At 40.0% G+C, this 24,659-nt stretch carries 31 protein-coding genes; 29 read left to right on the top strand and 2 right to left on the bottom strand.

What is annotated here, in order from left to right; genetic code table 11:
* Window positions 1–2 precede the first annotated feature (2 nt).
* The 8 genes from BEL04_RS08195 to BEL04_RS24210 all read left to right on the top strand — a co-directional run bounded on the left by BEL04_RS08195 (window position 3) and on the right by BEL04_RS24210 (window position 4,020).
* Window positions 3–218, top strand: a complete 216-nt coding sequence (locus tag BEL04_RS08195; RefSeq protein WP_066002163.1) for a hypothetical protein — start codon at window positions 3–5, stop codon at window positions 216–218.
* Between the two features lie 11 nt (window positions 219–229).
* On the top strand, window positions 230–844 hold the full coding sequence (locus BEL04_RS08190; RefSeq protein WP_066002160.1) for a PRTRC system protein E: 615 nt from the start codon (window positions 230–232) through the stop codon (window positions 842–844).
* Between the two features lie 11 nt (window positions 845–855).
* Window positions 856–1,071 carry a PRTRC system protein C gene (locus BEL04_RS08185; RefSeq protein WP_254659543.1) on the top strand — a complete coding sequence of 72 codons (216 nt, stop codon included), beginning with the start codon at window positions 856–858 and terminating at the stop codon, window positions 1,069–1,071.
* Window positions 1,068–1,241: a hypothetical protein gene (locus BEL04_RS24215; RefSeq protein WP_175404026.1), complete on the top strand. Its 174-nt coding sequence runs from the start codon at window positions 1,068–1,070 to the stop codon at window positions 1,239–1,241. Before BEL04_RS08185 ends, BEL04_RS24215 begins: the two co-directional genes overlap by 4 nt.
* Before the next feature lie 38 nt (window positions 1,242–1,279).
* Window positions 1,280–2,239: a hypothetical protein gene (locus BEL04_RS08180; protein WP_066002156.1), complete on the top strand. Its 960-nt coding sequence runs from the start codon at window positions 1,280–1,282 to the stop codon at window positions 2,237–2,239.
* Window positions 2,214–2,954, top strand: coding sequence for a PRTRC system protein B (locus BEL04_RS08175; protein ID WP_066002154.1), 741 nt, complete (start codon window positions 2,214–2,216; stop codon window positions 2,952–2,954). The genes BEL04_RS08180 and BEL04_RS08175 overlap by 26 nt, the downstream gene beginning before the upstream one ends.
* Window positions 2,951–3,775, top strand: a complete 825-nt coding sequence (locus BEL04_RS08170; RefSeq protein ID WP_254659542.1) for a PRTRC system ThiF family protein — start codon at window positions 2,951–2,953, stop codon at window positions 3,773–3,775. The genes BEL04_RS08175 and BEL04_RS08170 overlap by 4 nt, the downstream gene beginning before the upstream one ends.
* A 95-nt stretch (window positions 3,776–3,870) precedes the next feature.
* Entirely contained in the window at window positions 3,871–4,020 is a 150-nt protein-coding gene (locus BEL04_RS24210; RefSeq protein ID WP_175404025.1) for a hypothetical protein, read from the top strand.
* 290 nt (window positions 4,021–4,310) lie between these two features.
* On the opposite strand, the gene BEL04_RS08165 is transcribed toward BEL04_RS24210, so the two are convergent.
* A complete protein-coding gene (locus BEL04_RS08165; RefSeq protein ID WP_066002152.1) occupies window positions 4,311–5,303 on the bottom strand; it encodes a YhcG family protein in 993 nt (330 codons plus the stop codon).
* Between the two features lie 5 nt (window positions 5,304–5,308).
* Window positions 5,309–6,553 (bottom strand): site-specific integrase, encoded by a 1,245-nt coding sequence (locus BEL04_RS08160; protein ID WP_066002148.1) that lies wholly within the window; start codon window positions 6,551–6,553, stop codon window positions 5,309–5,311.
* Between the two features lie 697 nt (window positions 6,554–7,250).
* On the opposite strand from BEL04_RS08160, the gene BEL04_RS08155 reads away from it, so the two are divergent.
* From BEL04_RS08155 to traK, 21 genes are all read left to right on the top strand, one after another.
* Window positions 7,251–7,832 carry a hypothetical protein gene (locus BEL04_RS08155; protein ID WP_066002146.1) on the top strand — a complete coding sequence of 194 codons (582 nt, stop codon included), beginning with the start codon at window positions 7,251–7,253 and terminating at the stop codon, window positions 7,830–7,832.
* A 2-nt stretch (window positions 7,833–7,834) separates the two neighbouring features.
* The gene (locus tag BEL04_RS08150) at window positions 7,835–8,668 is read left to right on the top strand and encodes a HEPN domain-containing protein (RefSeq protein WP_066002145.1); all 834 of its coding nucleotides are present in this window, start codon (window positions 7,835–7,837) and stop codon (window positions 8,666–8,668) included.
* 26 nt (window positions 8,669–8,694) lie between these two features.
* A complete protein-coding gene (locus BEL04_RS08145) occupies window positions 8,695–9,549 on the top strand; it encodes a hypothetical protein (protein ID WP_066002142.1) in 855 nt (284 codons plus the stop codon).
* 383 nt (window positions 9,550–9,932) lie between these two features.
* Window positions 9,933–10,250: a helix-turn-helix domain-containing protein gene (locus BEL04_RS08140; RefSeq protein ID WP_066002140.1), complete on the top strand. Its 318-nt coding sequence runs from the start codon at window positions 9,933–9,935 to the stop codon at window positions 10,248–10,250.
* A gap of 3 nt (window positions 10,251–10,253) precedes the next feature.
* Window positions 10,254–10,595, top strand: coding sequence for a hypothetical protein (locus tag BEL04_RS08135; RefSeq protein ID WP_083227813.1), 342 nt, complete (start codon window positions 10,254–10,256; stop codon window positions 10,593–10,595).
* A gap of 187 nt (window positions 10,596–10,782) precedes the next feature.
* On the top strand, window positions 10,783–11,388 hold the full coding sequence (locus tag BEL04_RS08130) for a ParA family protein (protein WP_066002138.1): 606 nt from the start codon (window positions 10,783–10,785) through the stop codon (window positions 11,386–11,388).
* A gap of 70 nt (window positions 11,389–11,458) precedes the next feature.
* Window positions 11,459–11,719 carry a hypothetical protein gene (locus BEL04_RS08125; protein ID WP_066003561.1) on the top strand — a complete coding sequence of 87 codons (261 nt, stop codon included), beginning with the start codon at window positions 11,459–11,461 and terminating at the stop codon, window positions 11,717–11,719.
* Window positions 11,720–11,896: 177 nt separating this feature from the next.
* A complete protein-coding gene (locus BEL04_RS23985; RefSeq protein WP_066002137.1) occupies window positions 11,897–12,319 on the top strand; it encodes a plasmid mobilization relaxosome protein MobC in 423 nt (140 codons plus the stop codon).
* Entirely contained in the window at window positions 12,274–13,530 is a 1,257-nt protein-coding gene (locus tag BEL04_RS08115) for a relaxase/mobilization nuclease domain-containing protein (protein ID WP_066002133.1), read from the top strand. The genes BEL04_RS23985 and BEL04_RS08115 overlap by 46 nt, the downstream gene beginning before the upstream one ends.
* 11 nt (window positions 13,531–13,541) lie before the next feature.
* Window positions 13,542–15,479 carry a conjugal transfer protein MobC gene (gene mobC / locus BEL04_RS08110; protein ID WP_066002131.1) on the top strand — a complete coding sequence of 646 codons (1,938 nt, stop codon included), beginning with the start codon at window positions 13,542–13,544 and terminating at the stop codon, window positions 15,477–15,479.
* A 130-nt stretch (window positions 15,480–15,609) separates the two neighbouring features.
* Window positions 15,610–16,479 carry an RteC domain-containing protein gene (locus BEL04_RS08105; protein WP_066002125.1) on the top strand — a complete coding sequence of 290 codons (870 nt, stop codon included), beginning with the start codon at window positions 15,610–15,612 and terminating at the stop codon, window positions 16,477–16,479.
* A gap of 149 nt (window positions 16,480–16,628) precedes the next feature.
* Window positions 16,629–17,159, top strand: coding sequence for a hypothetical protein (locus tag BEL04_RS08100; protein WP_066002122.1), 531 nt, complete (start codon window positions 16,629–16,631; stop codon window positions 17,157–17,159).
* A 33-nt stretch (window positions 17,160–17,192) separates the two neighbouring features.
* The gene (locus tag BEL04_RS08095) at window positions 17,193–17,531 is read left to right on the top strand and encodes a DUF4134 domain-containing protein (protein ID WP_066002120.1); all 339 of its coding nucleotides are present in this window, start codon (window positions 17,193–17,195) and stop codon (window positions 17,529–17,531) included.
* Between the two features lie 10 nt (window positions 17,532–17,541).
* Window positions 17,542–17,856 carry a DUF4133 domain-containing protein gene (locus tag BEL04_RS08090; protein ID WP_066002119.1) on the top strand — a complete coding sequence of 105 codons (315 nt, stop codon included), beginning with the start codon at window positions 17,542–17,544 and terminating at the stop codon, window positions 17,854–17,856.
* Window positions 17,857–17,858: 2 nt separating this feature from the next.
* The gene (locus BEL04_RS08085; RefSeq protein WP_066002116.1) at window positions 17,859–20,348 is read left to right on the top strand and encodes a TraG family conjugative transposon ATPase; all 2,490 of its coding nucleotides are present in this window, start codon (window positions 17,859–17,861) and stop codon (window positions 20,346–20,348) included.
* A 16-nt stretch (window positions 20,349–20,364) separates the two neighbouring features.
* A complete protein-coding gene (locus BEL04_RS08080) occupies window positions 20,365–20,736 on the top strand; it encodes a hypothetical protein (RefSeq protein WP_066002114.1) in 372 nt (123 codons plus the stop codon).
* Window positions 20,737–20,794: 58 nt separating this feature from the next.
* Window positions 20,795–21,478: a conjugal transfer protein TraI gene (locus BEL04_RS08075; protein ID WP_066002111.1), complete on the top strand. Its 684-nt coding sequence runs from the start codon at window positions 20,795–20,797 to the stop codon at window positions 21,476–21,478.
* Complete coding sequence (locus tag BEL04_RS08070; RefSeq protein ID WP_083227810.1) at window positions 21,465–22,157, top strand: hypothetical protein; 693 nt, start codon at window positions 21,465–21,467, stop codon at window positions 22,155–22,157. Before BEL04_RS08075 ends, BEL04_RS08070 begins: the two co-directional genes overlap by 14 nt.
* Window positions 22,158–22,168: 11 nt before the next feature.
* Window positions 22,169–22,816, top strand: coding sequence for a hypothetical protein (locus BEL04_RS08065; RefSeq protein ID WP_066002109.1), 648 nt, complete (start codon window positions 22,169–22,171; stop codon window positions 22,814–22,816).
* 11 nt (window positions 22,817–22,827) lie between these two features.
* On the top strand, window positions 22,828–24,018 hold the full coding sequence (gene traJ, locus BEL04_RS08060) for a conjugative transposon protein TraJ (RefSeq protein WP_066002106.1): 1,191 nt from the start codon (window positions 22,828–22,830) through the stop codon (window positions 24,016–24,018).
* A gap of 23 nt (window positions 24,019–24,041) precedes the next feature.
* The gene (gene traK, locus BEL04_RS08055; protein WP_066002103.1) at window positions 24,042–24,656 is read left to right on the top strand and encodes a conjugative transposon protein TraK; all 615 of its coding nucleotides are present in this window, start codon (window positions 24,042–24,044) and stop codon (window positions 24,654–24,656) included.
* The last annotated feature ends 3 nt before the right edge of the window (window positions 24,657–24,659 follow it).

Here is a 24,659-nt window from a genome sequence, read left to right as displayed (position 1 = left end):
CAATGGAAAAGACCCTGTTTATCAAATTAACGCTGTTGGTTTCAGGTTTATCCCTGCGTTACTGGATAGGTCGGCGCAGGTTTAACCGCCGGAATTTCGCAGGCTTGCAAGTGTACCGCTCGTATTTGGTTGCGGTATTGGTGCAGCTATTAGAAAGTCTGCTGAATATCGCAGGGATGCTCTTGATTTTGACAGCTATTTATTTACTGATTTTTTAATAATAAAAAATATGAAAACGAACTTTTTTGAACATTTAACAGGGTTAGCCCTACATGGTGCTTTGAATTTGAATATCTTAAAGAACCCCGATAACACGTTGGCGGTATCGGTTTACTTAGCGCACGAAACCGCCGATAAGGCGGGGACGGTCATCCCGCCGATGATTTTAAAAGCGACCGCCGAAGAACTGGACGAAAAATTCTTTGAAACTATCGCCAACCCGCTAAAAAAGACCTCGGAACTTTTTGCCAATATGGATGCCTATCAAAAGGCATTGGATAAGGCCAAAGAGCAATCCAAGCAGGAACAGGACAAAAAGAAAAAAGATACCAAACCTAAAACAACGGCTAAGAGCAACACCGAGGAAAACGAGGACGAGGAAGATACCGATAATTTATTCAGCGCACAGCAAAACGAGCAACAGCAGAAAGCTGAAAAGAAGCAACGTTACGAGGAAGCGATGACCCAAATCAACGAACTCAACAGGCAATGCAAATATGAAGAAGCCATCAGCCTCTTACCACAGGTGGAGGATTACCCCGACAAAGCCGAAGAGTTGGAGCGCAAGCGCAAGGAATTGGAGAAACGCAAAGCGCAATATGAGTTATTAATGCAGGAAGTTTAAACCCCACCATCATGGAAATTACAGCAGTCAGCAGGGTTTTCCTGCATAAGGAAAACGGACAGGAAGTCCGTTTGACCGACCCCGGCGAGCATCTGACCAAAGAAGATGTGCGGAATTTCTACGCCAATATTTATCCCATCCTGACCACCGCCAAAATACGTGGCCCTGAATTTAAGGATGACGAGATGCAGTTTCATTTTGAAACCACAATGGGAACGAAAGGATGAAAAAGGTAAAGCACCGCAAGGTCAAAATCGACAAGGAAAACGAAGCATGGAACGTACAGCAACAGTTGGGACGGTTCGCCGTAGGGCTCGACCGTCTGCCCGATGCGGGGGCGATTCAGCGCAATCCGCAGCGAAGCGCACCGCAGGGATTGACCGATATGGTTTTCTAAAGCACCGATTCTTGCCGTTTTACGCCTGTAACGGTAACATGAAAGCCATAGAAAGGGAGTTTTTCTGCTCCCTTTCTCAAATCTGCGCTTATTATGAAATGACGATGCCGGATGTAAACGGTCTGGTCTATCCGCAAAATGTATTTCGGGCGTGGGAACAAATTGCGCATCAGGTAAAGCAGGTAGATAAGAAAATGGACTGTGTGATTATGACCGACAAAAAACATCAAGCCACTTTAGCGACCGTCAAACAGATGGATACGGGGATGACCCTGTATTATATCCCGGTCAGGCCGTTGTGGAATTGGGCGCAGCAAGCAGAGCATCAAGCCATTGCCGAAATGCTGACCGCCATCTTCGCTTATCTTCATCAAATAGTTAAGATACCGTTCTACACCGAAAATGATAGCTATTTGTATGCACAATATGAAACACTTGGGCAATGGTTGGATGAAGGCGATTACGATGAAGATAACGAAGAAGAAAAAGAATGGCAGGAAATTCAATCAGATGCTTTATATGTTGCGCAAAATTCTGGATTGCACATTTACCGTCTAATTATTCAGCCTGAATATGTAAGCAATTTCCGTCAAACAATAGCCGATTTTGAGGTAAGTAATACTTGTGATTTGGAATGGTTGGGACTGGCAAATGAATTCTATGAATTATCACAAGACCATCCGAACCGTTCCATTTTTGACAACATCCGTCCTGACCTGTACTATCCGGAAGAAGAAGAACGCATTGATGCAGAGCAGTATATCAGTTTCTATTGGAGCGGGACGGATTGTTTAAGCGATACGCTGGACGACATGATAAACACCAATTTTCAGGAAATTAGTATCATGGATGAACCTTTGGCGGTACAAGTATTTGACGGGCTAACGCCAATCACGAACGAAACCTTTGATTTTGAAACCAAGCTGTTTGAACTACTGAACAAGTTAAGCAGTTTACTCAATAAATACGATTATGAAGAACGTGAGCCAACAATTTAATCAGCAATATGTTCCGTTCAAAGCCTTGCTCTTATATGAATGTGAAAGCGTCGACGAGGACAATTACAGACAGAAGCAGACCGATATTTACGTGGAAAGTTACGACATCGGTAAACAGGGCAACCCCATCAATGCCCATCCGTTGAGCGTGAGCGAAGTCATACAACTAAGCGAATTGTTCCAAAGTACACAGGAGGTGAAAAGTGGTTACTTGAAAAGCAGGGGCATGTTGCCGGGCAATATCTTGTATATCAATCCGAGCCATAATGGTTTTGCGGTTTGGCACACGCCACTGCAGGAAGTGGATTTATTCTTTGTCGATGGCTTAGCCATACCGTCAGGCAAAGCGCATATCCCCGCCATGATTTGGAAAGCCACGAAAGACAGTTTGTATGTCTATGCGCTGAAAGGCAAAGGCAAGCTGACCGAAAAGACCGTGTTGTATCATGCGCCATATTTCAACATATATTCCAATGGTAACGTGTGTATGGGTACGGTAAGCATTAACATTGACCGCTACACCTGCCTACAGGATTTTATGAGGCTTTGGCAGGAATACTTTTTTAACAGCTATTTCTCGCACACTATAGGCGGTCATTCGGGCGCATCGGTTGATTTGGTCGAGTTATGGCGGGAGCAGGTAAGCACCGAGCGGGAGTTCCCGGGCGAAGTATTGGTAAAACAGGGCATGACCCTCAAAAATTTAATGCAATGAAAAAGCTAAGTAAAAAAGCAATGGCGCTGACCGCCGTTCACATCATTGAAAAAACTTTACTACAGCCTTATAACCCCGTATCTGTTCACCTGATAGGCGCAGGCGGTACAGGCAGTCAGATGCTCACGGCATTAGGCCGTATGAACCAAGCCCTGATTGGTTTAGGGCATCCCGGTCTGATGGTGCGTTGTTTTGACGATGACAAGGTAGAACGTGCCAATCTCGGACGGCAGTTGTTCACCACCGCAGAATTGGGTTTGCACAAATCAGTTGCGCTGATTAACCGTATCAACCGCTTTTTTGGCACAAACTGGAAAGCGGAAACCGAAAAATTCGACAAAAATTATTCGGGTGGCGGTGGCGACCAATGGGCGACCATTACCATTTCCTGTGTCGATACGGTAAGTGCAAGGTTTGAGATAGGGGAAATATTGAACACGGTGAGCAAACAGTTCGGTAACAGCCGTAACCGTCCGCTGTACTGGATGGACTTTGGCAACAGTAAGGATAGCGGACAGGTCGTACTGGCGACCATTGGTAAAATCAGTCAGCCCGCTTCGGAGAAGTTTCGGGCTGTGGAAACCCTGCCATTCGTTACTGAAGAATTTAAGGACTTATTAATCGCTTCGGAAAACTCGGACCATACGCCGAGCTGTTCGTTAGCCGAAGCATTGGCGAAACAAGATTTGTTCATCAATTCGGCTTTGGCCAATTTGGGTGCATCTCTTTTATGGCAGATGTTCCGGGAGGGTATTTTGTATAACAGAGGTTTCTTTTTGAACTTAAAAGATTTCAGGACACAGCCTTTGAAAGTGGCTTAACCAATCAACTGATGAAAAGGGATGCGCAACGGAAAGCCCATTGGGAAAATATTTATCAGAAATTAATCAGTTTACAATCTTAAATCAGTGAAACCATGTGCTATTTAGTATTAGAAATCTTTGGCGGTGCAGAATACGCTGGCATAGTGACCGATGAAAACGGGAACAATAAAGTGTTCGATGAATTAGCGGATGCGGAGGCCGAAGCTGCCGATTGCCAGGACGGTATCGTCGTCGAACTTTGAATTGCCGGACGGCTCCGCTTTGCGGAGCCCTTTTCGCCCCGTGTTTTGCAGGATGAGGATCTTCTCAGGCGCAAAACACGGGGCGTTTGGGTTGAACACGTCTTTTAGCCCGTACCGCCCGCCCGTAGCCACTGGCGAAAAGATTGCTTTTACAGCAGCTAAAAGATCAAGACCAAAGCGAGGGGTTCCGCAGACATCGGCTGCGGAAATAAGGAAATCTGAATTGTGAACGCACCGCGTACACAATTCAGATTGGTGGTCAGTCAAGGAGCCAAATTGGCACCTTGAATTTATTTGAGATGCTTTTTAACATCGTTGATCTCGCTCGTTAGTTGTTCAGCCGTTGGTAGATATAATTGGTATTTTGAAGCAAAAACATTACTGTTTTCAGGCAATGAAAATTTGACGACGGTATCATTTTTCTCCAAACAAAGCAATATGCCCACTGTGGGATTTTCATGAGCTAAACGTTCTACCCGATCATGATAGTTTACATACATCTGTAATTGGCCTATGTCTTGATGAGTGACTTTATGAGTTTTCAGTTCGACGATTACAAAGCACTGTAATAAGCGGTTGTAAAACACCAGATCAACGAAAAAATCATCGCCATCCAAATGAATACGTTTCTGACGGGCTACGAACGAGAACCCGTTCCCAAGTTCCAGCATGAATTCCTGGATATGGGTGATCAAGGCCGATTCCAGGTCTTTCTCAAAGTATGCGCTTTCCTGTTTCAGGCCAAGGAATTCCAGGACCATGGGGTCTTTGATGATCTCTTTAGCTTCTTTTGGTTGTTGCTCGTTCCTGGCCATGGCCAAAACAGTTTCTTTATCTGTACTCAACAATAAGCGTTCATACAAATGACTGGATAACTGTCGTTCTAACTGCCGCGATGTCCAATTGTTTTTTATGGTTTCATGAAGATAAAACTCTCGCTGATCTTCATGACCCACTGTAAGTAACGACCGATAATGCGACCAGCTCAATTGTGCACGCAGTGCGTGCACAATTGGAAATGAGCGATAAAACTGACGGAACAGGCTTAGATTTCTCGAAGAAAAACCACCGCCGAATTGCGGTTGTAATTTCTCAGATAAATATTTGATGAGTTTATCTCCATAGGCCGCACGATCTTGGCCACCTTGTTCCTCTTCAAAAATGCGTCGGCCAATATGCCAGTACATAACGACACGCTCATGATCTACAGCGCGTATAGCCGTGTTACGGGCATTTTGAATGATCGATTGAATATCTGCTATAATATTTGTGTTGATTTCCATGTCGGTTAAGCTGATTTTAAATTGCCGTTAGTCGTAAATATTTTACCGGTGAGCGCCTTCATATTATTGCTGATCTTCCGCTTGGTGACCTTGGCGTAGATCTGTGTCGTGCGTAGGTCTTTGTGACCCAGCATCCTGCCGACCGTTTCAATCGGAACGTCATTTTCAAGCGTAACGGTCGTCGCGAACGTATGACGTGCCGTATGTGTCGTGAGGTTCTTTTTGATGCCGCAGATATTGGCCAGCTCTTTTAAATACACATTATAACGATAGTTGCTGTTGATCGGCAATAATTTGTTATACTCTACACAATAAGGGTGATCCTGGTATTTTTTTATAATGGCCAAAGGAATAGGCATCAGGGGGACGCATTCTTCCGACCCTGTTTTTGACCGGTCTTTCGTTACCCATTGTTTTCCATCCAGGCCCTTAAACACATTTTCAGGCGCCAGGTTATAAGTGGTTTCATACGCGTAGCCGGTAAAGCAGCAGAAGATAAAAGCATCCCGAACCTCGGCCAGGCGTTCGATGTCAATTTTCTTACGGTATATCCTCATCACCTCGTCCATTTCCAGGTATTCCCGGTCAGGCTGTTCATAGGTGCACTTAAAGCCCTCCAGCGCATTAAATTTCGTCCAGCCTTCGATCTTGGCCCGCTTAACGATCTGCTTCAGCGTCTTTACATATTTCATCGCCGTGTTTTCGCCGATATCCTCCGCAAGCAAATGATGATAAAAATTGACGGCAAAACCGGTATTGATATCCTCCAGATCGATATCGGCAACCTTATATTTCTTTTTCAAAAATGCGCGGGTATAATCTTTGAGCCGCTCAAACCTGTCCAGTGTTTTTTGTGAACCTTTCTTCTTCTTTACCTTAACGGCGAACTCATCGTTGTGTAACCCGAATGCCTGCATTAAAGTATGAGAGGAAGTTTTCTTAGGCAGGTAGGCGTCTTTGACCATGACCGCTTTGATCCTCGGGGATGATGCTGACACCTGGTTGTAGCTACGCTCGATACCTGCCAACGTCTTGGTGATATAGCTGTTGATCAAAAGATGATTGGGGCAGTCTGCGGTCGCTTCGCCCTTTTCTTCATCCCAATGATCGGGATGGATCTTTTTACCCGAAGAAAAACCGTCCCGGTCGCCGTTCACGGTAATACGTACGTAGATGGGAACGAGGCCGTCTTTGGAACCCTTGTCCCGCTTCAGCCAGAATAAAATAGACAACTCTTCATTAATTTTCATAACCAAAATTTTTAAGTGAAACCTGGTTCTTTGAACTGAAAATCAAACTGATACAAAGTAATCCAATGGGTACCTGATCAATTCGGTACCCATAAAATTGAGGAAAAACATATGGGTACCGAATAGGGTACCTTTTTCCTTGCATGACCTTGCCTTAAATTGAATTGGAATTTTAAAAAGAAGTCCGGAATTGTCCTGGCGTAATCTGCGTTTCCACGCTAAAACGGCTATAAACAAAAAAAGGAGCCTCTTTTTCAAGAAGCTCCTTTACCAAATTCGGAAACGAAATAGACTTTTTTTTCGTCTTCTGTGATCCCGCTGGGATCATTTTTTAATGTACTATATGCTTAAATATCAGTAAGTTATGACGATGCAATTTTGTATGGTCACCGAAAAGGTCACCGAATTACTTTGTACTAACTTGTATTACTTTGATACGTTTAAAGAACGATAATTATCTTTTACAAATATACTTATACTGACAATATTTTTCAGAATTATTATGGCATTATGTTCTTTTAAACTGAAATTTATTAAAGTTTCCTAAAGAATTAAAATCTTCCATTCCCTGTTTATTAACATACATGTTAGTTACTAACAAAATATATGAAACACAGCGTTTTAGTTTGCGTATTCAATTCAACTGATCTAACTTTATATGTTATCCCCCATGTTTTTTGATTAAACCCGTAACATAATGTTTGATAAAGAAATTGAAGCTATTGCGAAATGTACTGAATTGGTAAAGGAACTTGATGAAGATGCAAAATTTCGCGTCATCAAATACTTGATTGAAAGATTTGGAATTGGCACAACGACTAATCCTGCGCAAACAAATAATGGCTCAAAGCCTGTAAATAATCCTAAATTATTAAATGGTAATTCCGACAACTTTGAAGACATATCAGATACGCAACAAGAGGACGATAATGATTACCCAAGTTTAAAAGATTTAGTGGTTAAGAATTATCCAAAAACAGAACCCGAATGGGTGCTATGTTATGCATTCTTTGCATCAAAGTTTGGCACTGATACTTTTAAACGCGAAGATATTATTGAGAAATACAAAGAAAACAACAGGTCTTCAACAAGTACAACAGCAAATTTGGCTAATAATATTAATAGCTGTATTAAAAAAGACTGGATAAAATCACAAAATAATACTTTTATAATTAAGCCGGAAGGTATAGCTTACGCCAAAGAAATCTTGAAAGGTAATTCTACATCAAAAGAAGTTAAGGCTGTCAAAAAGAAAAAGGAAAAACCGACAGCTGAATAATCATGTTTGATGAATTAAACATATTTCTTGAAAAGGTTATTAATTTTCATAAAAGCAAGTCTTCTGACAAAATAGATTTATTTGCTTACTTTATCCATAAGGTTAAAGAAATCCCTGAATTTACTGCTCAAGACATTAAAGACGCTTTTACACATCTTAAATTGGTGCCATATTCAAACATTAATCAATATTTAAAAGATAATTCGGACAAAGCCAGACCCAAAAAGAAAAAAGTTAAGTTTCTAAAAAAGAAAGTGGGTTATTGTTTAGAAGGTCATTTTGAAAAAGAAGTTGGCGACTTAGTAAAAGATGCTGATGTTCCATTTATAAATTATTCCGTGAATTCAGAACATTTGGAATGGAAGCCGAGTGATATACCTTTTATAACATCTAAAACGAAAAAATCAGCTGATTTTTTTGCGAAACTATATTATGTGCTTTACCACTTAGAGAATAGCCTCCGAAAGTTCATAGCGCATCGTTTGTCAAAAATTATCGGTGTCAATTGGGAAACATCTTTAACGCAAACTGTTGATTTATCAAAAGCTGAATCTATACGAAATGATGTAAGTTTATCAGAGATGCTTCCTGAACGAGGCGACAATATATTGTTTTATTGCATGTGGGATGATTACGGAAAAATTATTAAAGGTTATCCAAATATGTTTTCAAATTCGAAAGAATCAGATGAAATCTTGGCTCATGTAAATTCTATGACGAAAATCCGCAATGCGATAGCCCATAATGCATCAACTATACCTAAAGACTACCAAGATGAATTTACGGTCTTCCTCAAAAAGTATATCAAGATAATGAAAATTCATGCTAAAGATTAAGGCAGATTTCAACGTTTAACTTCACTATGGATAAATCTTTAGAGGACAAAATAAGAGCGGAGATAAAAAAGTCTGGCTTTCCTTTAGAACTCGAATTAACGGAGAAGTTACGCAATGAGGATAACGTTTTGGTGTTTTCTAATATTACTTTTCAGAACGGAGAAAAGAGCATTCGCGAACTTGATGTTGTCGCCATTTTCCAGGACCAAGATAATGAATGGAGCAATGGTCCTGTGGGATCTCAATTACTAATAGAGTGTAAAAAGACTGATAAATATCCATGGGTTTTTTTTGAGGAAGTTTATGATCCCCTAACAATCTTAGGAATAGTACAGAAAATTGATTATTCAACTGATCTTAAAATTGAGGGCCGCGGATCCGTCTTGATAGGGGGTGCTAACACTGAACTTAATCAGCATTTCTATGACGATATAAATATCTCCAAGGCCAGAACCTACTTTGAAGCGTTAAAAGGCTCAAATGATTCCACAATATATAAGGCAGTCATGAATATTTTCCAGGGGAGAAAATATTTAAAAGAGCTTTTTTCGCGGCAATACGAAAACAGAATAGTTCATAGTGACAAAGCCCGAACGTTTTTAAGGCAATATGTAATTGTCTTAGATGGCAATTTAGTATTGGCGAGCAAGAACACAGATGATTTTGACCTTCAAAATGTAAACCATGTTATTTTAAGATCAATGGATACTGATTCTAAAACCAGCGATTACCTTTTCGGAGACGAGGTATTAATTGACGTTATTACAAGGGAATATTTTGATACATATGTAGAACTTACAAAAAAAGGCTTGCGGCATTTTACTAATCATTTGAATAGAGTAAGTAAATCAAATCTGCTTAAGATAAAGCCATCAAAATAACAGGCACACTTTTCTTTATCTTTTTTCACCCATTGAGGTGAGAGAAAAAAATTATTCGTGCTTATTCGAGCAAAAAAGGATTTGCCCTTTTATTAAATAGCCTAATTGTTATCATCTTTTAAAAAGTCTTCGATTTGGTGGTCCCACTGATAATCATAGCTTTTTGATAACTCATAGATATTTTCTGAATCGCTGAGGTAAAACCCATTAAGAAAAATCCTACCGGCCACAATACAAAACATCTAAATTTTCTTGCAGTGGCACCATCCATAACGGCTCTCTAATACTTTCGACTTGGCTTAAAAAAAACACCTAAGTTATGTACGAGTGGTGAAAAACTTAAAATCTTCGTATTCAATTTTGTCTGATTAAAGTATTGGACTATGGATAAAGTTATTTCACATTTCGATAAACATGGAAAGGTGTTCCGCGATCAGTTGATTACTGTTGGCGACTTATTAGAGTTTAAAGATCTTTTACTTTCGGAATTAAGATCAATTATTAGAGACCAGGCCAGTAGTAAAGGAAAAAAGTGGTTGAAAGCGATTGAGGTCAGAAAGATATTAAATATCTCACACGGAAAACTTCAGACTTTGCGCGATAGTGGGAAAATACCCTTTACCAAATTAGGCAAGGTAACCTATTACGATGCTGATAAAATAGAAGGGCTTATGGAAACGGCAACTATTGTTAAGTTTTAATTTATGTTGAAGCGCAGGGCTAAACGGCGACCTTTTAGGCAGCAAGAATTGAACAATGTCTTTGATGACAATTTGGCTGATTCTGTAAACCAGGGAATGGGGTATCAAATACCACCGCTTATTGGCCATGTAGCTATTTACTTCTATCAGCAAAGCATGACTTTGCCGGATGCCCAAACCTTCTTTCAGTATTACGAAAAAATGAATTGGAAAACTGTTACCGGCAGGCCGCATAAAAACTGGAAAGTTTTAGCAAAGGATTGGATTTATAATGCCCTTCAGCAATCGAAATTATTGGAACGTCAAAAAGCAAAACGAGCAGCGTTCCCTGATATAGAATTATAGAATTATGTATTTGCATAAATATGTAGTTATAGAATTATGTAAGTATTGAAAGCTGTAATTACAGAAAGACAGCTTTACAGAAATATGTACTTATAGAAATATGCAATTGATGAAATATGCATTTAAAGATTTACAGCATTATGCAATTACAGCAATATGCATTTAAAACAATTTAGAATTACATAACATGGGAAAGATTATCACGGTAGCTCACCAAAAAGGTGGCGTAGGAAAAAGCACACTTGCCATGAATTTAGCAGTGTGTTTTCAGGATCAGCTAAATGTCGCATTGGTTGATACGGATTTGCAAGGAAGCCTTCTTCATATTCAGGAAGAATTGCCCGATTTAGCAGTTGTTGGTAATGAACACTTGGAGGAAATTACAAAGTTGGAATACGATTTGATTATCGTTGATACTCCGCCTTATTTGTCCAACAAATTGCCGGAACTTTTCAGCTTATCAGATTTCATATTAATCCCTACCAAAGCAGGCTTTTTTGATGTGATGGCTATCCGGTCAACAATCGCTTTGGTGAAAGATGCGCAGTTTAAGAAACCAGAAATTCAAGCTGGTATCGTCATGAATATGATTAAACCCCGATCAGGTATTACTAAAGAAGTGAGCGGCCTTTTAGAAAGTATGGAAACACCCGTTTTGACAACAATGATACACGACAGGGTAAGCATTGCCAGGTCATCAATCACCGCAGGGGTTTTGAATGGAAGCGATGCCAAAGCGATAGACGAAATCACAACATTAGCCGAAGAGATCGTTAACCGCATTAGTGCATAATTACATAAATACAGATTTATGTACTCGTCTAAAATCATTGTTTATTGAAGTTCTAAGGATAGGTATTACCATGGCAGATTACAAAGACAAGCTGGGTGGCTTAGCGGACAAGCTTAAGAAGGACACTCCTAAAACACCCATTCAGGAAGTACACCCGATCAAGCAAAGTGCCGCAGTTAAAGAGGACGAGGCGCAGTTAAATGTATGGATTCCCAGGGCGCTTTTAAAGCGCATGAAGTCTTACGGCGTTGAGCATGATCAATCTTTAAAGGATATCAGTATAGATGCTTTAAAATTCTTTTTAGATGCCAAATTAAAGAAGTCAACATGATTAAGGTTTTAACAGAATGCTTGCAGGATGAAGAGGTCTTAAGGGATGAGATTGCCTATTTTCAGCAATCAGCAAGATAAACGTTTGTATTACAAACGAAATCTTGCCCTCCCTTCCGAAGTCAGTCCGGGGCCATGGTAAAATCTTCCAAAGTCAGATTTTTATAAGACAAGAGGTATGGAAAAACAGGATGAAAACAGATCAAAAACTTTACTTACAAGGCTGAAACCTGCCGAGTACAAGTATATATATACATCATTTAAAAAGACACGGTTTAACAAATTAAGTGAGTATTGCAGAAGCATATTATTAAGCAAACCGGTGGTTGTTACATACCGCGATAAGTCGATGGATGAAATGCTGGAGGAACTGTCATTACTTCGAAAAGAGTTAAATGCTATTGGCAACAATCTCAACCAAGCAGTTCGCCAAATTAATAGTTCGCATGGAAATGCGGATAACCGTTTATGGCTAAATCTGCTATCCATAATTGGCAGCAAGGTCGATCCCGCAATCCACCAGATCAAAGAACGTATGCAAAGCTTTTCAGTATTATGGTCGCAAAAATTAAAACCGGGAGAAGCATCATCGGTGCAATAAATTACAACGAACATAAAGTCAGGATTGGCAAAGCGGAGTTGGTTTCAGCCCCAGGCTATCTGAAAGATCCGGCTAATTTAATGTTCAATGATAAGCTGCAACGACTTACAGACCTTGCTAATCGAAATGAACGTACGCTCGTAAATGCTTTGCATGTTTCTTTGAATTTTGCAGTTGGCGAAAACCTTGATAAAGATGTTTTACAGCAAATCGCTGACGACTACATGGACGGGTTGGGGTTCGGTAAGCAGCCTTATTTGGTTTACCAACATCATGATGCCGGACACCCCCATCTGCATATTGTAACCACGAATATTGAGCCGGACGGAAAACGTATCAGCTTTCATTTACTGGCGAACAGGACATCTGAGGCTGCAAGGAAACAGGTTGAATTAACGTACAATTTGGTGAAGGCGGAAGACCAGGGTAAACAGCAAAAAATCATTAACAGACCATTAGAGCAGTTGAATTATGGCAAGTCAGAAACTAAAAGATCAATCACTAATGTAGTCAACGAAGTAGTGAAAGCCTACAAATTTACCAGTATTCCTGAATTGAATGCCGTACTAAATCAATACAATGTCACGGCTGATCGCGGTTCTAAAGATTCCAGAATGTATGAAAGGAACGGCTTAGTTTATTGGGTGCTTGATACAAAAGGTAATAAAATTGGCGTGCCGATTAAGGCAAGTAGTATCTACGGCAAGCCAACTTTGAAAGCGCTTGAAGACCGGTTTCGGTTAAATGAGGTTCTACGAAAGCCATTAAAAGAACAGTTGAAATCAAAGGTTGACAAGGTATTATCCTCACCTGTTTCAAAATTTACGTTTCAAAACAAGTTGAAAGCAGAGGGAATTCAGGTCATTTTCAGGCAAAATGAAGAAGGCCGATTGTACGGGATAACTTTCGTTGATCACGGGTCTAAATCCGTGTTTAACGGCAGCGACTTAGGTAAAATTTACAGTGCCGCGTCATTAATAAATTGGTTTAAAAACGAGGAAACACCGCATAGTAAATCAGTTTTCAAAAATGAAAATAGCAGCTCTCAAGCCCCCCATAACCCTGACAATTTTTCAGTCTCAAACCCAACTGGTGGTGACGGTGAATCACTGCTAAACATATTATTTAAGGAAGAACAGCAGGACATGGCTGCTATCAGCAGGCTTCAACAAAATAAGCGCAAGAAGAAAAGAAAAGGTCACACACTTTAAAATTTACCATTATGCAAACAGGTGAAAACGAACAAGCCCTTAGAAAGATAATAGACTTTACAAGGCTTTTAAGTATTGCTATTTTAATAGTACATTTTTATCTAAGCTGCTTTACAGCCTTTCAAATTATAGGCTTAACAAAACCTGTCTTAAGCCGTATTTTATTGCCCGTATCGCAAATGGGAATTTTTGCTAACGTTCTATATGCAAAACTGTCCTCGCTTATTTTGTTAATGATTTCGCTGGTTGGCAGCAAAGGAAAGAAGGATGAATCTATTACACCAAAAAGGGTTGTCATTTATTGTATTGTAGGGTTATCACTATACTTTATTAGTACAGTGTTCCCTAAAATGCGTTACCCTGCGACCACGGTAGCTACGTTGTATATAGGTGTAACAGTAATAGGTTACATGCTGCTTCTTTCAGGGATTAGTTTGCTTTTCAGAATGTTAAAAATCAATCTTGGGAAAGATATATTCAATAAGAAAAATGAATCCTTCCCGCAAGAGGAAAGGCTTTTAGAAAACGAATATTCCATTAATTTACCAGCGGTATATAATCTGAAAGGAAAAAGCCGGAATAGCTGGATAAATATTATTAATCCCTTCAGAGGAACATTAATTGGTGGTAGCCCAGGTTCAGGTAAGTCGTACTTCGTCATTCGACATATCATTACTCAACATATCCAAAAAGGCTTTACTATGTTGGTGTATGATTTTAAATATGATGATTTAACCAAGATCGTGTACAATGCATTGGTGAGATATGGCCATCTATATAAAATACCGCCAACCCAATACATTATTAATCTTGAAAATATCATGCATCGGGCTAATCCTTTAGAACCGCATACGATGATGGATATAACCGACGCAATAGATGCAAGCCGGACGATCATGCTCGGACTTAACCGGGAATGGATAAAAAAACAAGGTGACTTTTTCGTTGAATCTCCAATAAATTTTATTACAGCGATCATGTGGTTCTTAAAAAAACATGAAGGTGGGCGCTATTGCACACTGCCTCATGTTATTGAATTAGCGCAAGTAGAATATAAGGAGTTGTTTGAACTACTGTTGCAAGAACCGGAAATAGAAGTCCTTATTAACCCCTTTGTATCTGCCTGGCAGAATGAAGCCTACGAGCAGTTAGAAGGACAGATTGCAAGCGCAAAAATTAGCCTGGCCCGGTTAGCATCCCCGCAACTGTATTATGTTTTGAGCGGAAATGATTTTTCTATGGACATCAATAATCCAGATGAACCTAAAATCGTTTGCCTTGCTAACAATCCGCAAAAATCACAAGTTTACGGAGCGGTATTATCGCTTTACATTAATAGGATCAACAAGCTTGTCAACCGGAAAAATCAGCAAAAGTGCAGTATGATTTACGATGAGTTTCCTACTATCTATTTTAATGGGATTGATAACCTGATTGCAACAGCCCGATCAAACAAAGTTGCCGTTACCCTGGCTGTGCAGGATTATAGCCAGCTTAAAAAAGATTATGGGCGTGAACAAGCAGAGGTTATATTAAATATTGTCGGTAACATAGTCTTCGGACAGGTGACAGGGGATACTGCAAAACAGCTATCAGAGCGATTCGGAAAAATTAATCAGGAGAAGGAAAGTATCTCAATCAACAGCCAGGATACATCCGTAAGTAAATCGACGCAATTGGATTATGCAATCCCTGCATCAAAAATTGCTTCTTTATCCTCTGGAGAATTTGTCGGAATGGTTGCCGACGATCCCGATAATAAAATATCTCTAAAAACATTTCACAACGAAATACAAAACGATCATGAAGCTATCAGAAACGAAGAGCAATCTTATTTAGCTATACCCGAAGTTCGAGATATAGATCAAGCAACAATTTTGAGTAATTATCAGCAAATAAAAGACGATATAAAAATTATCCTTGCCAATGTAATTGCTTATGAAAAATAAATGCTGTCATGTTTAAATATCAGTTAGGTAGCTGATTATTAACTAAATATTACATTTCTGTTAAGTATGTTGGAACATCATATTCTTAAATTGCGTATAAATTTATACCTAATTAGCCAACATCACAGATATGAGAACTTATACCGAACGCCTTTACAGTGCTTTAGAAAATCAATTAAATGAAGTTTCAATCAACGGTGACTCTATAGCCGATCAATACAAAACGTCTATTCAACTTTGCAAAAAGGCAATGGCAAAGCTGAAAAACTACATTTCAAGTTATGCTTTCGAAAATAAGGAAGAAGAAATATACTTTTTTAAAGTTCTTAAGCCACAATTCTACAGCAAGTACATTTACTTCATAAATGTATATAAGTTCATTATGCAGGCTCCTCCGGGCGGTGAAGGTATTTTAAAAGATTTCATCAATTACGAATTAGCTGACATCAAACGTTTTTTTGATCACAATCAAACATTTTATCAGTATTATCGGTCGGGATCAACTCAAATGGATGAATTATACTTTACCCGAGGAGGTTTTGATGTGCATGTAGATCTTGAAGAGTTTGAGGAAGATGAACAATATTCAACCAGCCATGATTATAAGCTATCCAAAATCATTGCTAATGAAAAGTACCAAGACTTTTTAAATCTGGAACTTCAAAAAACGCTGGAACATGACGACACCCCGCCTGAAATGGGACTTGAATTGCCCCTGACCTGGACTTTCAATAAAACAGATCTTGTTGAGTTAATCTATGCGTTAGTTGCTGTGGGCGTATTCAATAACGGGAATATGGAAATAAAAACTGTAGTGAGTTTTTTTCAAACTGTCTTTCACGTTGATCTTGGTTCATATTATCATAAATACCTTGATATAGTCAAACGGAAAAAGGAACGTACTGCTTTCTTAGATAAGCTTAAACTGGCGTTATTAAGACGAATCGACGAAAAGTTGAACGAAGAAGCAACACCGCAACAAAGGCTGAAATTTGGCTGATTACAAATGTCTGTTTATCAGAAAATTACAGTCATTTAAATAAAAAAACACCTAAGTTAGGTATAGGTGGTGAAAAAATAATTTTTTCTACTCCAACCTTTGCTTTCACAATCGCCGCATGGTGCGGTGAGGATTAAAGCAAAGCAATTATGTTGTCCTCTATTTCCTGGCAGCACTATTTCGCAGCCATTGTCATTATTACTATTTCCTATTACCTGTATGTGGTTCTCAGATATTATCAAAAAGAAATAAGTAATCTATTTAATCGCAAGCCTCAAAAATCTGAAATCTTTTCGGTGGGTCAATCTTCAGCTATTTCTGTGATGGGCCAGGCTAAACCGGATAACGGAGTAACCATTAGCGAAATGCAAAACTTACAATTTACAGAGGTTTTGCCGGACGACCCAAAAGAAGTCGTCTTTGAACAGCTTCAAACTACCGCCATTCAAAATGACCCCACTACAGAGTTAGTAGCTGAAGCTGGTAACCTGATTGACGCTTTTAAAGAAGTGGACAACAAACAGGAGTTCTTAACCCTGGTGGGTATTCTTATTGGCTCTTATAAAAATTTTCAGGAGGACATAGACCTTCCTGCTGCACTAACCCGCGTGGTAGAAATCTCCAAAGACAAATTAAAATTCACAGTTGCCATAACAGACTTCCAGATTAGCTGGGCGTAGGCAAACTATCCATTAACATCAAAATTAAAAGTTATGAAATCTCAAAAATCACAAATCCGTTTGAGAGCGGTAAATTTTTTAAGGCATTTAGCAGCAACAATCACCTTAATAATTATTAGCCTGAGCCTTTATGCCCAGGATGGTAACTCAGGCATAACAGCAGCCACCACGCAGGTTAAAAGCTACTTCTCTACAGGCACAAGTTTGATGTATGCTATCGGGGCGATTGTTGGACTTGTTGGTGCTATCAAAGTATTTAAAAAATGGAATGATGGTGAACACGATACCGGCAAAGTTGCCTCAAGCTGGTTTGGCAGCTGTATATTTCTTGTAGTAGTTGCGACAGTACTGAAGTCATTTTTCGGAGTATAAAACCTGTATCATGGCATTATATCAGATAAATAAGGGAATTAACAAGCCTATCGAGTTTAAAGGACTTAAGGCGCAGTACATCGGCTACCTGGCAATTGGATTGGTTTTGTTGCTTATCGGCTTTGCAGTTATGTATATCGTAGGAGTGCCGGTCATTAGTTGCATTATGGTCATTTCTGTTTTAGGCAGCGCACTATTTTATCAGGTATTTAAATTAAGCCATAAATACGGAGAACATGGCCTGATGAAGAAAGCGGCCAAAAGGTATTTGCCCAACCATTTGAAGTTTACTACAAGAAATCTATTCTTAAAATTAAAGAAATAATCATGGCATCACACAGCAAAGCAGAACAGGTATTTCCTGTATATAAGGTGGAGCATAACTCCATGGTTTCCGCTAATGGCGATCTTACAATCGGTTATAAAGTAAACCTCCCTGAAATTTTTACCCTGTCAAATGACGAATATCTGGCCTTTCACGAGGTTATTATTAAGGCTTTAAAGCTGCTACCCAAAAACACGGTATTCCACAAGCAGGACTGGTTCATTAGAGACAGGTATGAAGCTGTTTTTGCAAAGGAAGGCCATCAGCAGGTTAAGACGTTTCTTTCCCATTCCAGTGAACGCTACTTTCACGAACGCGAGTTTTTGCATCATCACTGCCATATCTTTTTAACCAAAAAACCTGATAAATTTAAACAGCATTCGAGCGCAGTAAGTTCATTAATGCGTAAACGTATTGTTCCCGTACAAACTACGTGCGATGAATTATTCAGAGACTTTCAGGATAGCGCCGGCCAGTTCGTGCGGGTGTTAGAGGATAGTGGTTTAATCACTTTATCCCGGCTAAATGATGATCAATTAGCCGGGACATTAAAACATGCAGGAGTTTTGGAACAGTATTGCTTTTTGCTTAATCCAAACGAAGCGCCAGTATTAAAGGATATCCATATCCAGGACGAGATAAGGATCGGTGATAACCATTGTCAGCTATATACCCTCAGCGATGCAGAAGACCTGCCAGCATTATGCGGCCCAAGAATCACTTACGATAAATACAGTACCGATAAAACGAAATTCAGTACAGGCTTTGCTACGCCAGTAGGTACGTTGCTCAAATGCAACCATTTGTATAACCAGTATATTTTTATAGGCGATAGCCAGCAAACGATCAAAAGACTGGAAGCAAAGAAATTGCGCTTACAATCGCTCTCCGCTTATTCCAGGGAGAATGCCATAGGCCGGGATGCTACGCACGATTTTCTGAACGAAGCGATCAGCCAGCAGCGGTTACCGGTAAAGGCACATTTCAATGTTTTAGCCTGGACTGATAACCCTTCACTTCTTAAGGATCTCAAAAATAAGGTCAGTTCCTCACTGGCTCAAATGGATGCACAGCCGAAACAGGAAACCGATGGAGCTGCCCAAATCTGGTGGTCGGGCTTACCAGGTAATGAAGCCGCCTTTCCAATGAATGACACCTTCGATACATTCGTTGAACAGGCCACCTGTTTCTTAAACCTGGAAACAAATTATCAATCAAGCATCAGCCCTTGTGGTATACGGTTAGGTGACCGCTTATCCGGCAAGCCGGTACATGTAGATATCAGCGACGACCCTATGACAAAAGGAATAACCACTAATCGCAATAAATTTATCTTAGGTCCATCTGGCAGCGGAAAGTCGTTTTTTACTAACCACCTGCTTCGCAGCTACTTTGAACAAGGCTCCCATGTGGTTTTAGTCGATGTGGGGCATAGTTATCAGGGACTTTGTGACTTCGTAGGCGGTTATTATTTCACTTATACCGAAGACGAGCCGATCAGTTTTAATCCTTTTTACATTGCTGATGGTGATTATCTGGACACTGAGAAAAAGGAAAGTATCAAAGCCATGATTCTCGCTTTATGGAAAAAGGAAGACGAAGGGGTTCAGCGTTCAGAGTATGTAGCTATATCAGACGCCTTGTATCACTACTATGAAAAATTAAAAAGGCAACCTGACATATTCCCATGTTTCGACAGTTTCTACGATTTTTTGAACGGGGACTTTTATGAAGCTATGAAACAATCAAAAGTTAAAGATGAACGTTTTGATATAGATAACATGCTATTTGTATTGAAACCATACTATAAAGGTGGTGAATACGCTTACCTGCTGAATGCTAAAGAAAACCTTGATCTTTTGCAAAGGCGCTTTATTGTCTTCGAACTGGACAACATCAAAGACCATCCTATCTTATTTCCGGTCGTTACCTTAATTATCATGGAAACTTTCGTTTCCAAAATGCGCAAACTTGGGAAAGATGTTCGTAAAATGATTTTGATAGAGGAAGCCTGGAAAGCAATTGCACGCGAAGGGATGGCGGAGTACATTAAATATCTCTTTAAAACCGTCCGTAAATATTTCGGTGAAGCATTGGTGGTTACCCAGGACATCGAAGATATAATCAGTTCGCCGGTTGTAAAGCAAGCCATCATCAATAACAGCGATTGCAAAATCTTACTTGACCAGCGGAAGTATCAGAATGATTTTCCTAAAATACAGCAGCTATTAGGCATTACGGACAAAGAAACGGCGCTCATTATGAGCATGAACCGCAACAATGACGAGAACTTAAAATATAAGGAAGTATTCATCAGCTTAAACGGCCAGCTTTCAAAGGTATACCGCACTGAAGTGAGCCGGGAAGAATATTGGACTTACACAACTGAATCGTCGGAAAAAGCAAAAGTTCATGCTTACACAAAAAAGTTTGGAAGTGTAAAGCTGGCTATAGCCGCCATTGTCAGAGAAGAATTAGAAAAAGCAGCATAAACTAAATACTATAATTATGAAAGCACTAAAATTTCTTATCGTTTTATTACTTGCCGTACTTTTTTATAGCTGTAAAAGCCATACGGAATCAACTGATTTTTCCGGCACATACGTGTTACAAACTAAAGGCGAATATGCAATAGATTATGATACATTGATTTTGTCATCAAATAAGTCGAATACTTACAGTATCCAAAATAATTCCGGATTTCAAAAAATACGGAACGGTGTCATTATGCCCAAAGAATACAAAAAGACATCTTGGCTTGCAACTTGGAATGAGGATAAGCAACTGTTATCTGAGACTGATTTCGGCAGGCAAATTCTGTTCAAGGATAATGGTAAATCTTTAGTTCTGAAGAACTCTACATACAAGAAAATAAGATAACACTTTCTACATATCAATCAGTAATTCCTGTCTTTACACAGGGATAAGGGAGGTTATTATGAAAAATTTGCATAAAATATTAGTGGCTTCGATGGTTTTTATCACGTTTATCTTACCGGTACGACAAGCAAAAGCACAGTTCGTAATTGGCGAAGTAATAAAACTTACAGTTACCAAAGTGATTAAAGCTATTGATCTGAAAGTACAGCGCATGCAGAACAAAACTATTTGGTTGCAAAACGCGCAAAAGGTCATCGAAAATCAAATGTCCAAAACGAAGCTAACGGAAATTTCGGGCTGGACGGAGCAGCAAAGACAATTATACAGTAGTTACTATACTGAATTAGGAAACATTAAAGCCACCATAGCTAAATATCAGCGGATAAAGGATATTACTTTAAAACAAGCGGCCCTGGTTAGTGAATATAAAAGAGCCTGGAGTCTTTTCCGGCAGGATAGTCATTTCAACCCACAGGAATTAAATTATATGCAGCGGGTGTACACTGGAATATTAGATGCAAGTGTCAAGAACCTGGACGAAATTATGCTGGTAGTTAGCCCTGCAAAAACTCAAATGACGGATGAGCAGCGCCTTGAATTGATCAATAGGGCCAGCGATCATTTGGATGAAAATTATAATGACCTCCACCAGTTCAATAATCAGGGAATTCAATTAAGCTTGGCCCGCAGCAAAGATTTGAGCGACACGCAATCAATTAAGAAGCTTTATGGAATCAATTAACCAAATTAAACTCCGGGCAAATGAGCTACGGCGAAAAAGCAAAAAGTTACTGGCATTCACCGTAATGACAGTGGCCGCGTCAGCACTGGCGACTAACGTAAGGGCGCAAACCTTTGCGGAATGGTTCAGGCAAAAAAGTACCCAAAAGAAATATTTGTTACAGCAGATAGCCGCCTTGCAGGTGTATGCTGCTTATTATAAAGCAGGCAACAACATAGCTCATAATGGCCTGGGTTCAATTGCCGGATCTCTCAAGTCAGAGAACGGGCTACATACTACTTACTACAACAATCTTAATAATGTTAGCCCGATAGTAAAGAATAATAAACAGGTTAACGATATACTACAATGGCAACAAGATATTCTAAACCGTATGGCTTCGCTGGATAAAACTGCTAACCTTAACGGCGGCGAAAAAAAATACATCACTCAGGTAAAAACTGCGTTGCTCAAAGATTGTGATCAGCAGATCACCGAACTGCAAAACGTGGTGACCGATAGCAAACTAAAAATGAGTGATGAAGAACGGTTGAAGCATATCGGGGTGATCCATTCCGCTATGCAAAACAATTACCGCTTTGCTTCAGCCTTTGCCGATCACGTAAAAGTATTCGCCGTGCAGCGGGTACAGGAAAACAACAATGTGGTTTCTGAAAAAAAGATTTACGGAATTCAATAAGATAGTAAAGTATGAAAAAGCATTTAAGTCATGTGGTTATTATACCGGTATTGTTCATTTGCCTGGGTTCTGCGAATCATGCAAACGCCCAGGCTCAGGAAATGCAGCAGCTCATACTGGATATTGAAAAGCTTACCCAATTGAAAGGTATTTTAAGTGATATGAAGATGGGCTACCAAATCTATCAGCAAGGCTATGGAAGTATTTCTCAATTGTCAAAGGGTAATTTTGATCTGCACAGTGTTTACCTAAATGGATTGCTATCCATAAATCCGACGGTAAGAAATTATGGGCGGGTGGCTGATATCATTACCCAACAAGCAAGCTTAATAAGCGAATATAAAAGTGCTTACAAGCAGTTTAGGCAGAGTGGCTCTTTTAGTGCCGGGGAGTTAAATTACATGAGTAATGTGTATAATCAGCTGGTTAATCAAAGCCTGCAAAACCTCGACGACCTCACCAATGTCCTTACCGCAGGCAAGCTACGCATGTCCGACGATGAACGGATGCGGGCAATAGATCGCATCTACGCCAGCAGTTGTGATAAGCTCCAATATCTCCGGCATTTTAATCGGCAGGGCTTTATACTGAATATCCAGCGGCGCAAGGATGCTGGCGATACCCGAACGATGAAACAGCTCTATGGTTTAAATAACTAATCCCAAATTTTATGAAAAAGAAGATTTATTTAACCGCAATTTTTGCGGTAACGGGGATAGCTTTTCCTTTATTTTCCAAAGCAGATGGACTTGCCACCGATATTCAGGGCTTGCAGGGCACGTTAAATGGCGTTTATAACGATATGCTGCCCATGTGCAGTCAACTTATTGGAGTCGGTAGAGCAATAGCCGGATTTGGAGCATTATGGTATATCGGCAGCCGGGTTTGGCGGCAAATTGCCAGTGCAGAGCCTATAGATTTCTATCCGCTGATGCGGCCATTTGCTTTAGGTTTAGCTATACTCTTATTTCCAACGGTTATCGCCATTATCAACGGAATCATGTCGCCTACCGTAAGTGCCACGGGTGGCATGGTGCAAAGTTCTGATGCGGCCATTGCCGCATTACTGAAAGCAAAAGAAGCAGCCGTAGAAAAGACCGACACCTGGCAAATGTATGTCGGAGCTGATGGTGATGGCGACCGGGATAAATGGTATAAATACACTCATCCCGACGATCAGGACGGAAGTAAGGAAGGAATGCTCGCCAGCGTTGGAAACGATGTGAAATTCGCCATGGCCAAAGCTTCATACAATTTCCGCAATTCCGTAAAGCAATGGATGTCCGAAGTATTGCAAGTGCTATATGAAGCAGCAGCATTATGTATCAATACCATCCGTACCTTTTACCTGATTATTCTTGCCATACTGGGGCCAATAGTTTTTGGTTTGGCCGTCTTCGATGGATTTCAGCATACTTTAACCGTCTGGCTGGCAAAATATATCAATGTATTCCTCTGGCTGCCAGTTGCTAATATCTTTGGTGCGATCATAGGTAAGGTACAGGAAAATATGCTGAAACTTGATATCAGCCAGGTTCAAAGTGCAGGAGACACTTTCTTCAGCTCAACAGACACCGCTTATCTCATCTTTTTAATTATTGGCATCATCGGCTACTTCACCGTACCAAGCGTAGCGAACTACATCGTTAATGCTGGCGGTGGAAATGGCTTGCTTCAGAAAGTAACTGCAATGACAAGTTCTGCTACTGTTCAGGCTGGATCTGCTACAGGCGAACGCATGATAAACGGTGCAAATAACATAGTTAATATGCCTAAAAATTTCATGGAAGGTTGGGATAGCGCTGCAAAGAGTCAACCTGCCGCCGCAGGCGGGCAAGCACAAAAAATCGCTGGTAAATAGTCATTAACCATAATTATAAAATCATGTTCACACATCTTAAAAACATCGAAACTGCTTTTAGGCATATCAAGCTATTTAGCTACTTTTTGATAGCCGCTTGCACCATTATATCCTGTTTTGCGCTTTACAAAAGCTACCAGGCAGCGAATATCGCTGGCAGCCATATCTACATATTAGCAAATGGTAAAGCATTGGAAGCTTTTGCGGCAGACCGAAAGGATAATATTCCTGTGGAAGCACGGGATCATATCCGCATGTTCCATCATTATTTTTTTACACTTGATCCTGATGAAAAGGTGATCGATGCTAATATCGGCAAAGCCTTATACCTCGCTGATGAGAGCGCCAAAAATCAATACAATGACCTGAAGGAAAAGAGTTACTACAACAATCTGATTTCCGGCAATATAAGCCAGCAGATTATGGTCGATAGCATCCAATTAGATATCAACCAATATCCCTATTACTTCAAATGCTTTGCTACCCAAAAGCTGATTCGCGCTACTTCGACCGCAAACCGCAGCCTGATCACGCAGGGATATTTGAGGAACGTAGCCAGGTCGGATAACAACCCGCATGGTTTTTTAATACAGCATTGGGAAACCATAGCAAATAGAGACACCATCATTCAACATTAGAAG

Source organism: Mucilaginibacter sp. PPCGB 2223, from assembly GCF_001705515.1.
Taxonomy (GTDB): Bacteria; Bacteroidota; Bacteroidia; order Sphingobacteriales; family Sphingobacteriaceae; genus Mucilaginibacter.
Note: the sequence above shows the minus strand (reverse complement) of the source record. Positions and strands in the feature narration are given on the sequence as shown.

Bases quoted from the DNA above. Each gene is read 5' to 3' on its own strand.
- BEL04_RS08155 (WP_066002146.1), top strand. From the start codon at position 7,251: ATGTTTGATAAAGAAATTGAAGCTATTGCGAAATGTACTGAATTGGTA.
- BEL04_RS08075 (WP_066002111.1), top strand. From the start codon at position 20,795: ATGAAAAATTTGCATAAAATATTAGTGGCTTCGATGGTTTTTATCACG.
- BEL04_RS08115 (WP_066002133.1), top strand. From the start codon at position 12,274: ATGGTCGCAAAAATTAAAACCGGGAGAAGCATCATCGGTGCAATAAAT.
- BEL04_RS24210 (WP_175404025.1), top strand. From the start codon at position 3,871: ATGTGCTATTTAGTATTAGAAATCTTTGGCGGTGCAGAATACGCTGGC.
- BEL04_RS08165 (WP_066002152.1), bottom strand. From the start codon at position 5,303: ATGGAAATCAACACAAATATTATAGCAGATATTCAATCGATCATTCAA.
- BEL04_RS08190 (WP_066002160.1), top strand. From the start codon at position 230: ATGAAAACGAACTTTTTTGAACATTTAACAGGGTTAGCCCTACATGGT.
- BEL04_RS08135 (WP_083227813.1), top strand. From the start codon at position 10,254: ATGTTGAAGCGCAGGGCTAAACGGCGACCTTTTAGGCAGCAAGAATTG.
- BEL04_RS08145 (WP_066002142.1), top strand. From the start codon at position 8,695: ATGGATAAATCTTTAGAGGACAAAATAAGAGCGGAGATAAAAAAGTCT.
- BEL04_RS08080 (WP_066002114.1), top strand. From the start codon at position 20,365: ATGAAAGCACTAAAATTTCTTATCGTTTTATTACTTGCCGTACTTTTT.
- BEL04_RS08070 (WP_083227810.1), top strand. From the start codon at position 21,465: ATGGAATCAATTAACCAAATTAAACTCCGGGCAAATGAGCTACGGCGA.
- BEL04_RS08085 (WP_066002116.1), top strand. From the start codon at position 17,859: ATGGCATCACACAGCAAAGCAGAACAGGTATTTCCTGTATATAAGGTG.
- BEL04_RS08175 (WP_066002154.1), top strand. From the start codon at position 2,214: ATGAAGAACGTGAGCCAACAATTTAATCAGCAATATGTTCCGTTCAAA.
- BEL04_RS08065 (WP_066002109.1), top strand. From the start codon at position 22,169: ATGAAAAAGCATTTAAGTCATGTGGTTATTATACCGGTATTGTTCATT.
- BEL04_RS08105 (WP_066002125.1), top strand. From the start codon at position 15,610: ATGAGAACTTATACCGAACGCCTTTACAGTGCTTTAGAAAATCAATTA.
- BEL04_RS08195 (WP_066002163.1), top strand. From the start codon at position 3: ATGGAAAAGACCCTGTTTATCAAATTAACGCTGTTGGTTTCAGGTTTA.
- BEL04_RS08125 (WP_066003561.1), top strand. From the start codon at position 11,459: ATGGCAGATTACAAAGACAAGCTGGGTGGCTTAGCGGACAAGCTTAAG.
- BEL04_RS08160 (WP_066002148.1), bottom strand. From the start codon at position 6,553: ATGAAAATTAATGAAGAGTTGTCTATTTTATTCTGGCTGAAGCGGGAC.
- traK (WP_066002103.1), top strand. From the start codon at position 24,042: ATGTTCACACATCTTAAAAACATCGAAACTGCTTTTAGGCATATCAAG.
- BEL04_RS08180 (WP_066002156.1), top strand. From the start codon at position 1,280: ATGAAAGCCATAGAAAGGGAGTTTTTCTGCTCCCTTTCTCAAATCTGC.
- BEL04_RS08090 (WP_066002119.1), top strand. From the start codon at position 17,542: ATGGCATTATATCAGATAAATAAGGGAATTAACAAGCCTATCGAGTTT.
- BEL04_RS24215 (WP_175404026.1), top strand. From the start codon at position 1,068: ATGAAAAAGGTAAAGCACCGCAAGGTCAAAATCGACAAGGAAAACGAA.
- traJ (WP_066002106.1), top strand. From the start codon at position 22,828: ATGAAAAAGAAGATTTATTTAACCGCAATTTTTGCGGTAACGGGGATA.
- BEL04_RS08130 (WP_066002138.1), top strand. From the start codon at position 10,783: ATGGGAAAGATTATCACGGTAGCTCACCAAAAAGGTGGCGTAGGAAAA.
- BEL04_RS08100 (WP_066002122.1), top strand. From the start codon at position 16,629: ATGTTGTCCTCTATTTCCTGGCAGCACTATTTCGCAGCCATTGTCATT.
- BEL04_RS08185 (WP_254659543.1), top strand. From the start codon at position 856: ATGGAAATTACAGCAGTCAGCAGGGTTTTCCTGCATAAGGAAAACGGA.
- BEL04_RS08170 (WP_254659542.1), top strand. From the start codon at position 2,951: ATGAAAAAGCTAAGTAAAAAAGCAATGGCGCTGACCGCCGTTCACATC.
- BEL04_RS08095 (WP_066002120.1), top strand. From the start codon at position 17,193: ATGAAATCTCAAAAATCACAAATCCGTTTGAGAGCGGTAAATTTTTTA.
- BEL04_RS23985 (WP_066002137.1), top strand. From the start codon at position 11,897: ATGGAAAAACAGGATGAAAACAGATCAAAAACTTTACTTACAAGGCTG.
- mobC (WP_066002131.1), top strand. From the start codon at position 13,542: ATGCAAACAGGTGAAAACGAACAAGCCCTTAGAAAGATAATAGACTTT.
- BEL04_RS08140 (WP_066002140.1), top strand. From the start codon at position 9,933: ATGGATAAAGTTATTTCACATTTCGATAAACATGGAAAGGTGTTCCGC.
- BEL04_RS08150 (WP_066002145.1), top strand. From the start codon at position 7,835: ATGTTTGATGAATTAAACATATTTCTTGAAAAGGTTATTAATTTTCAT.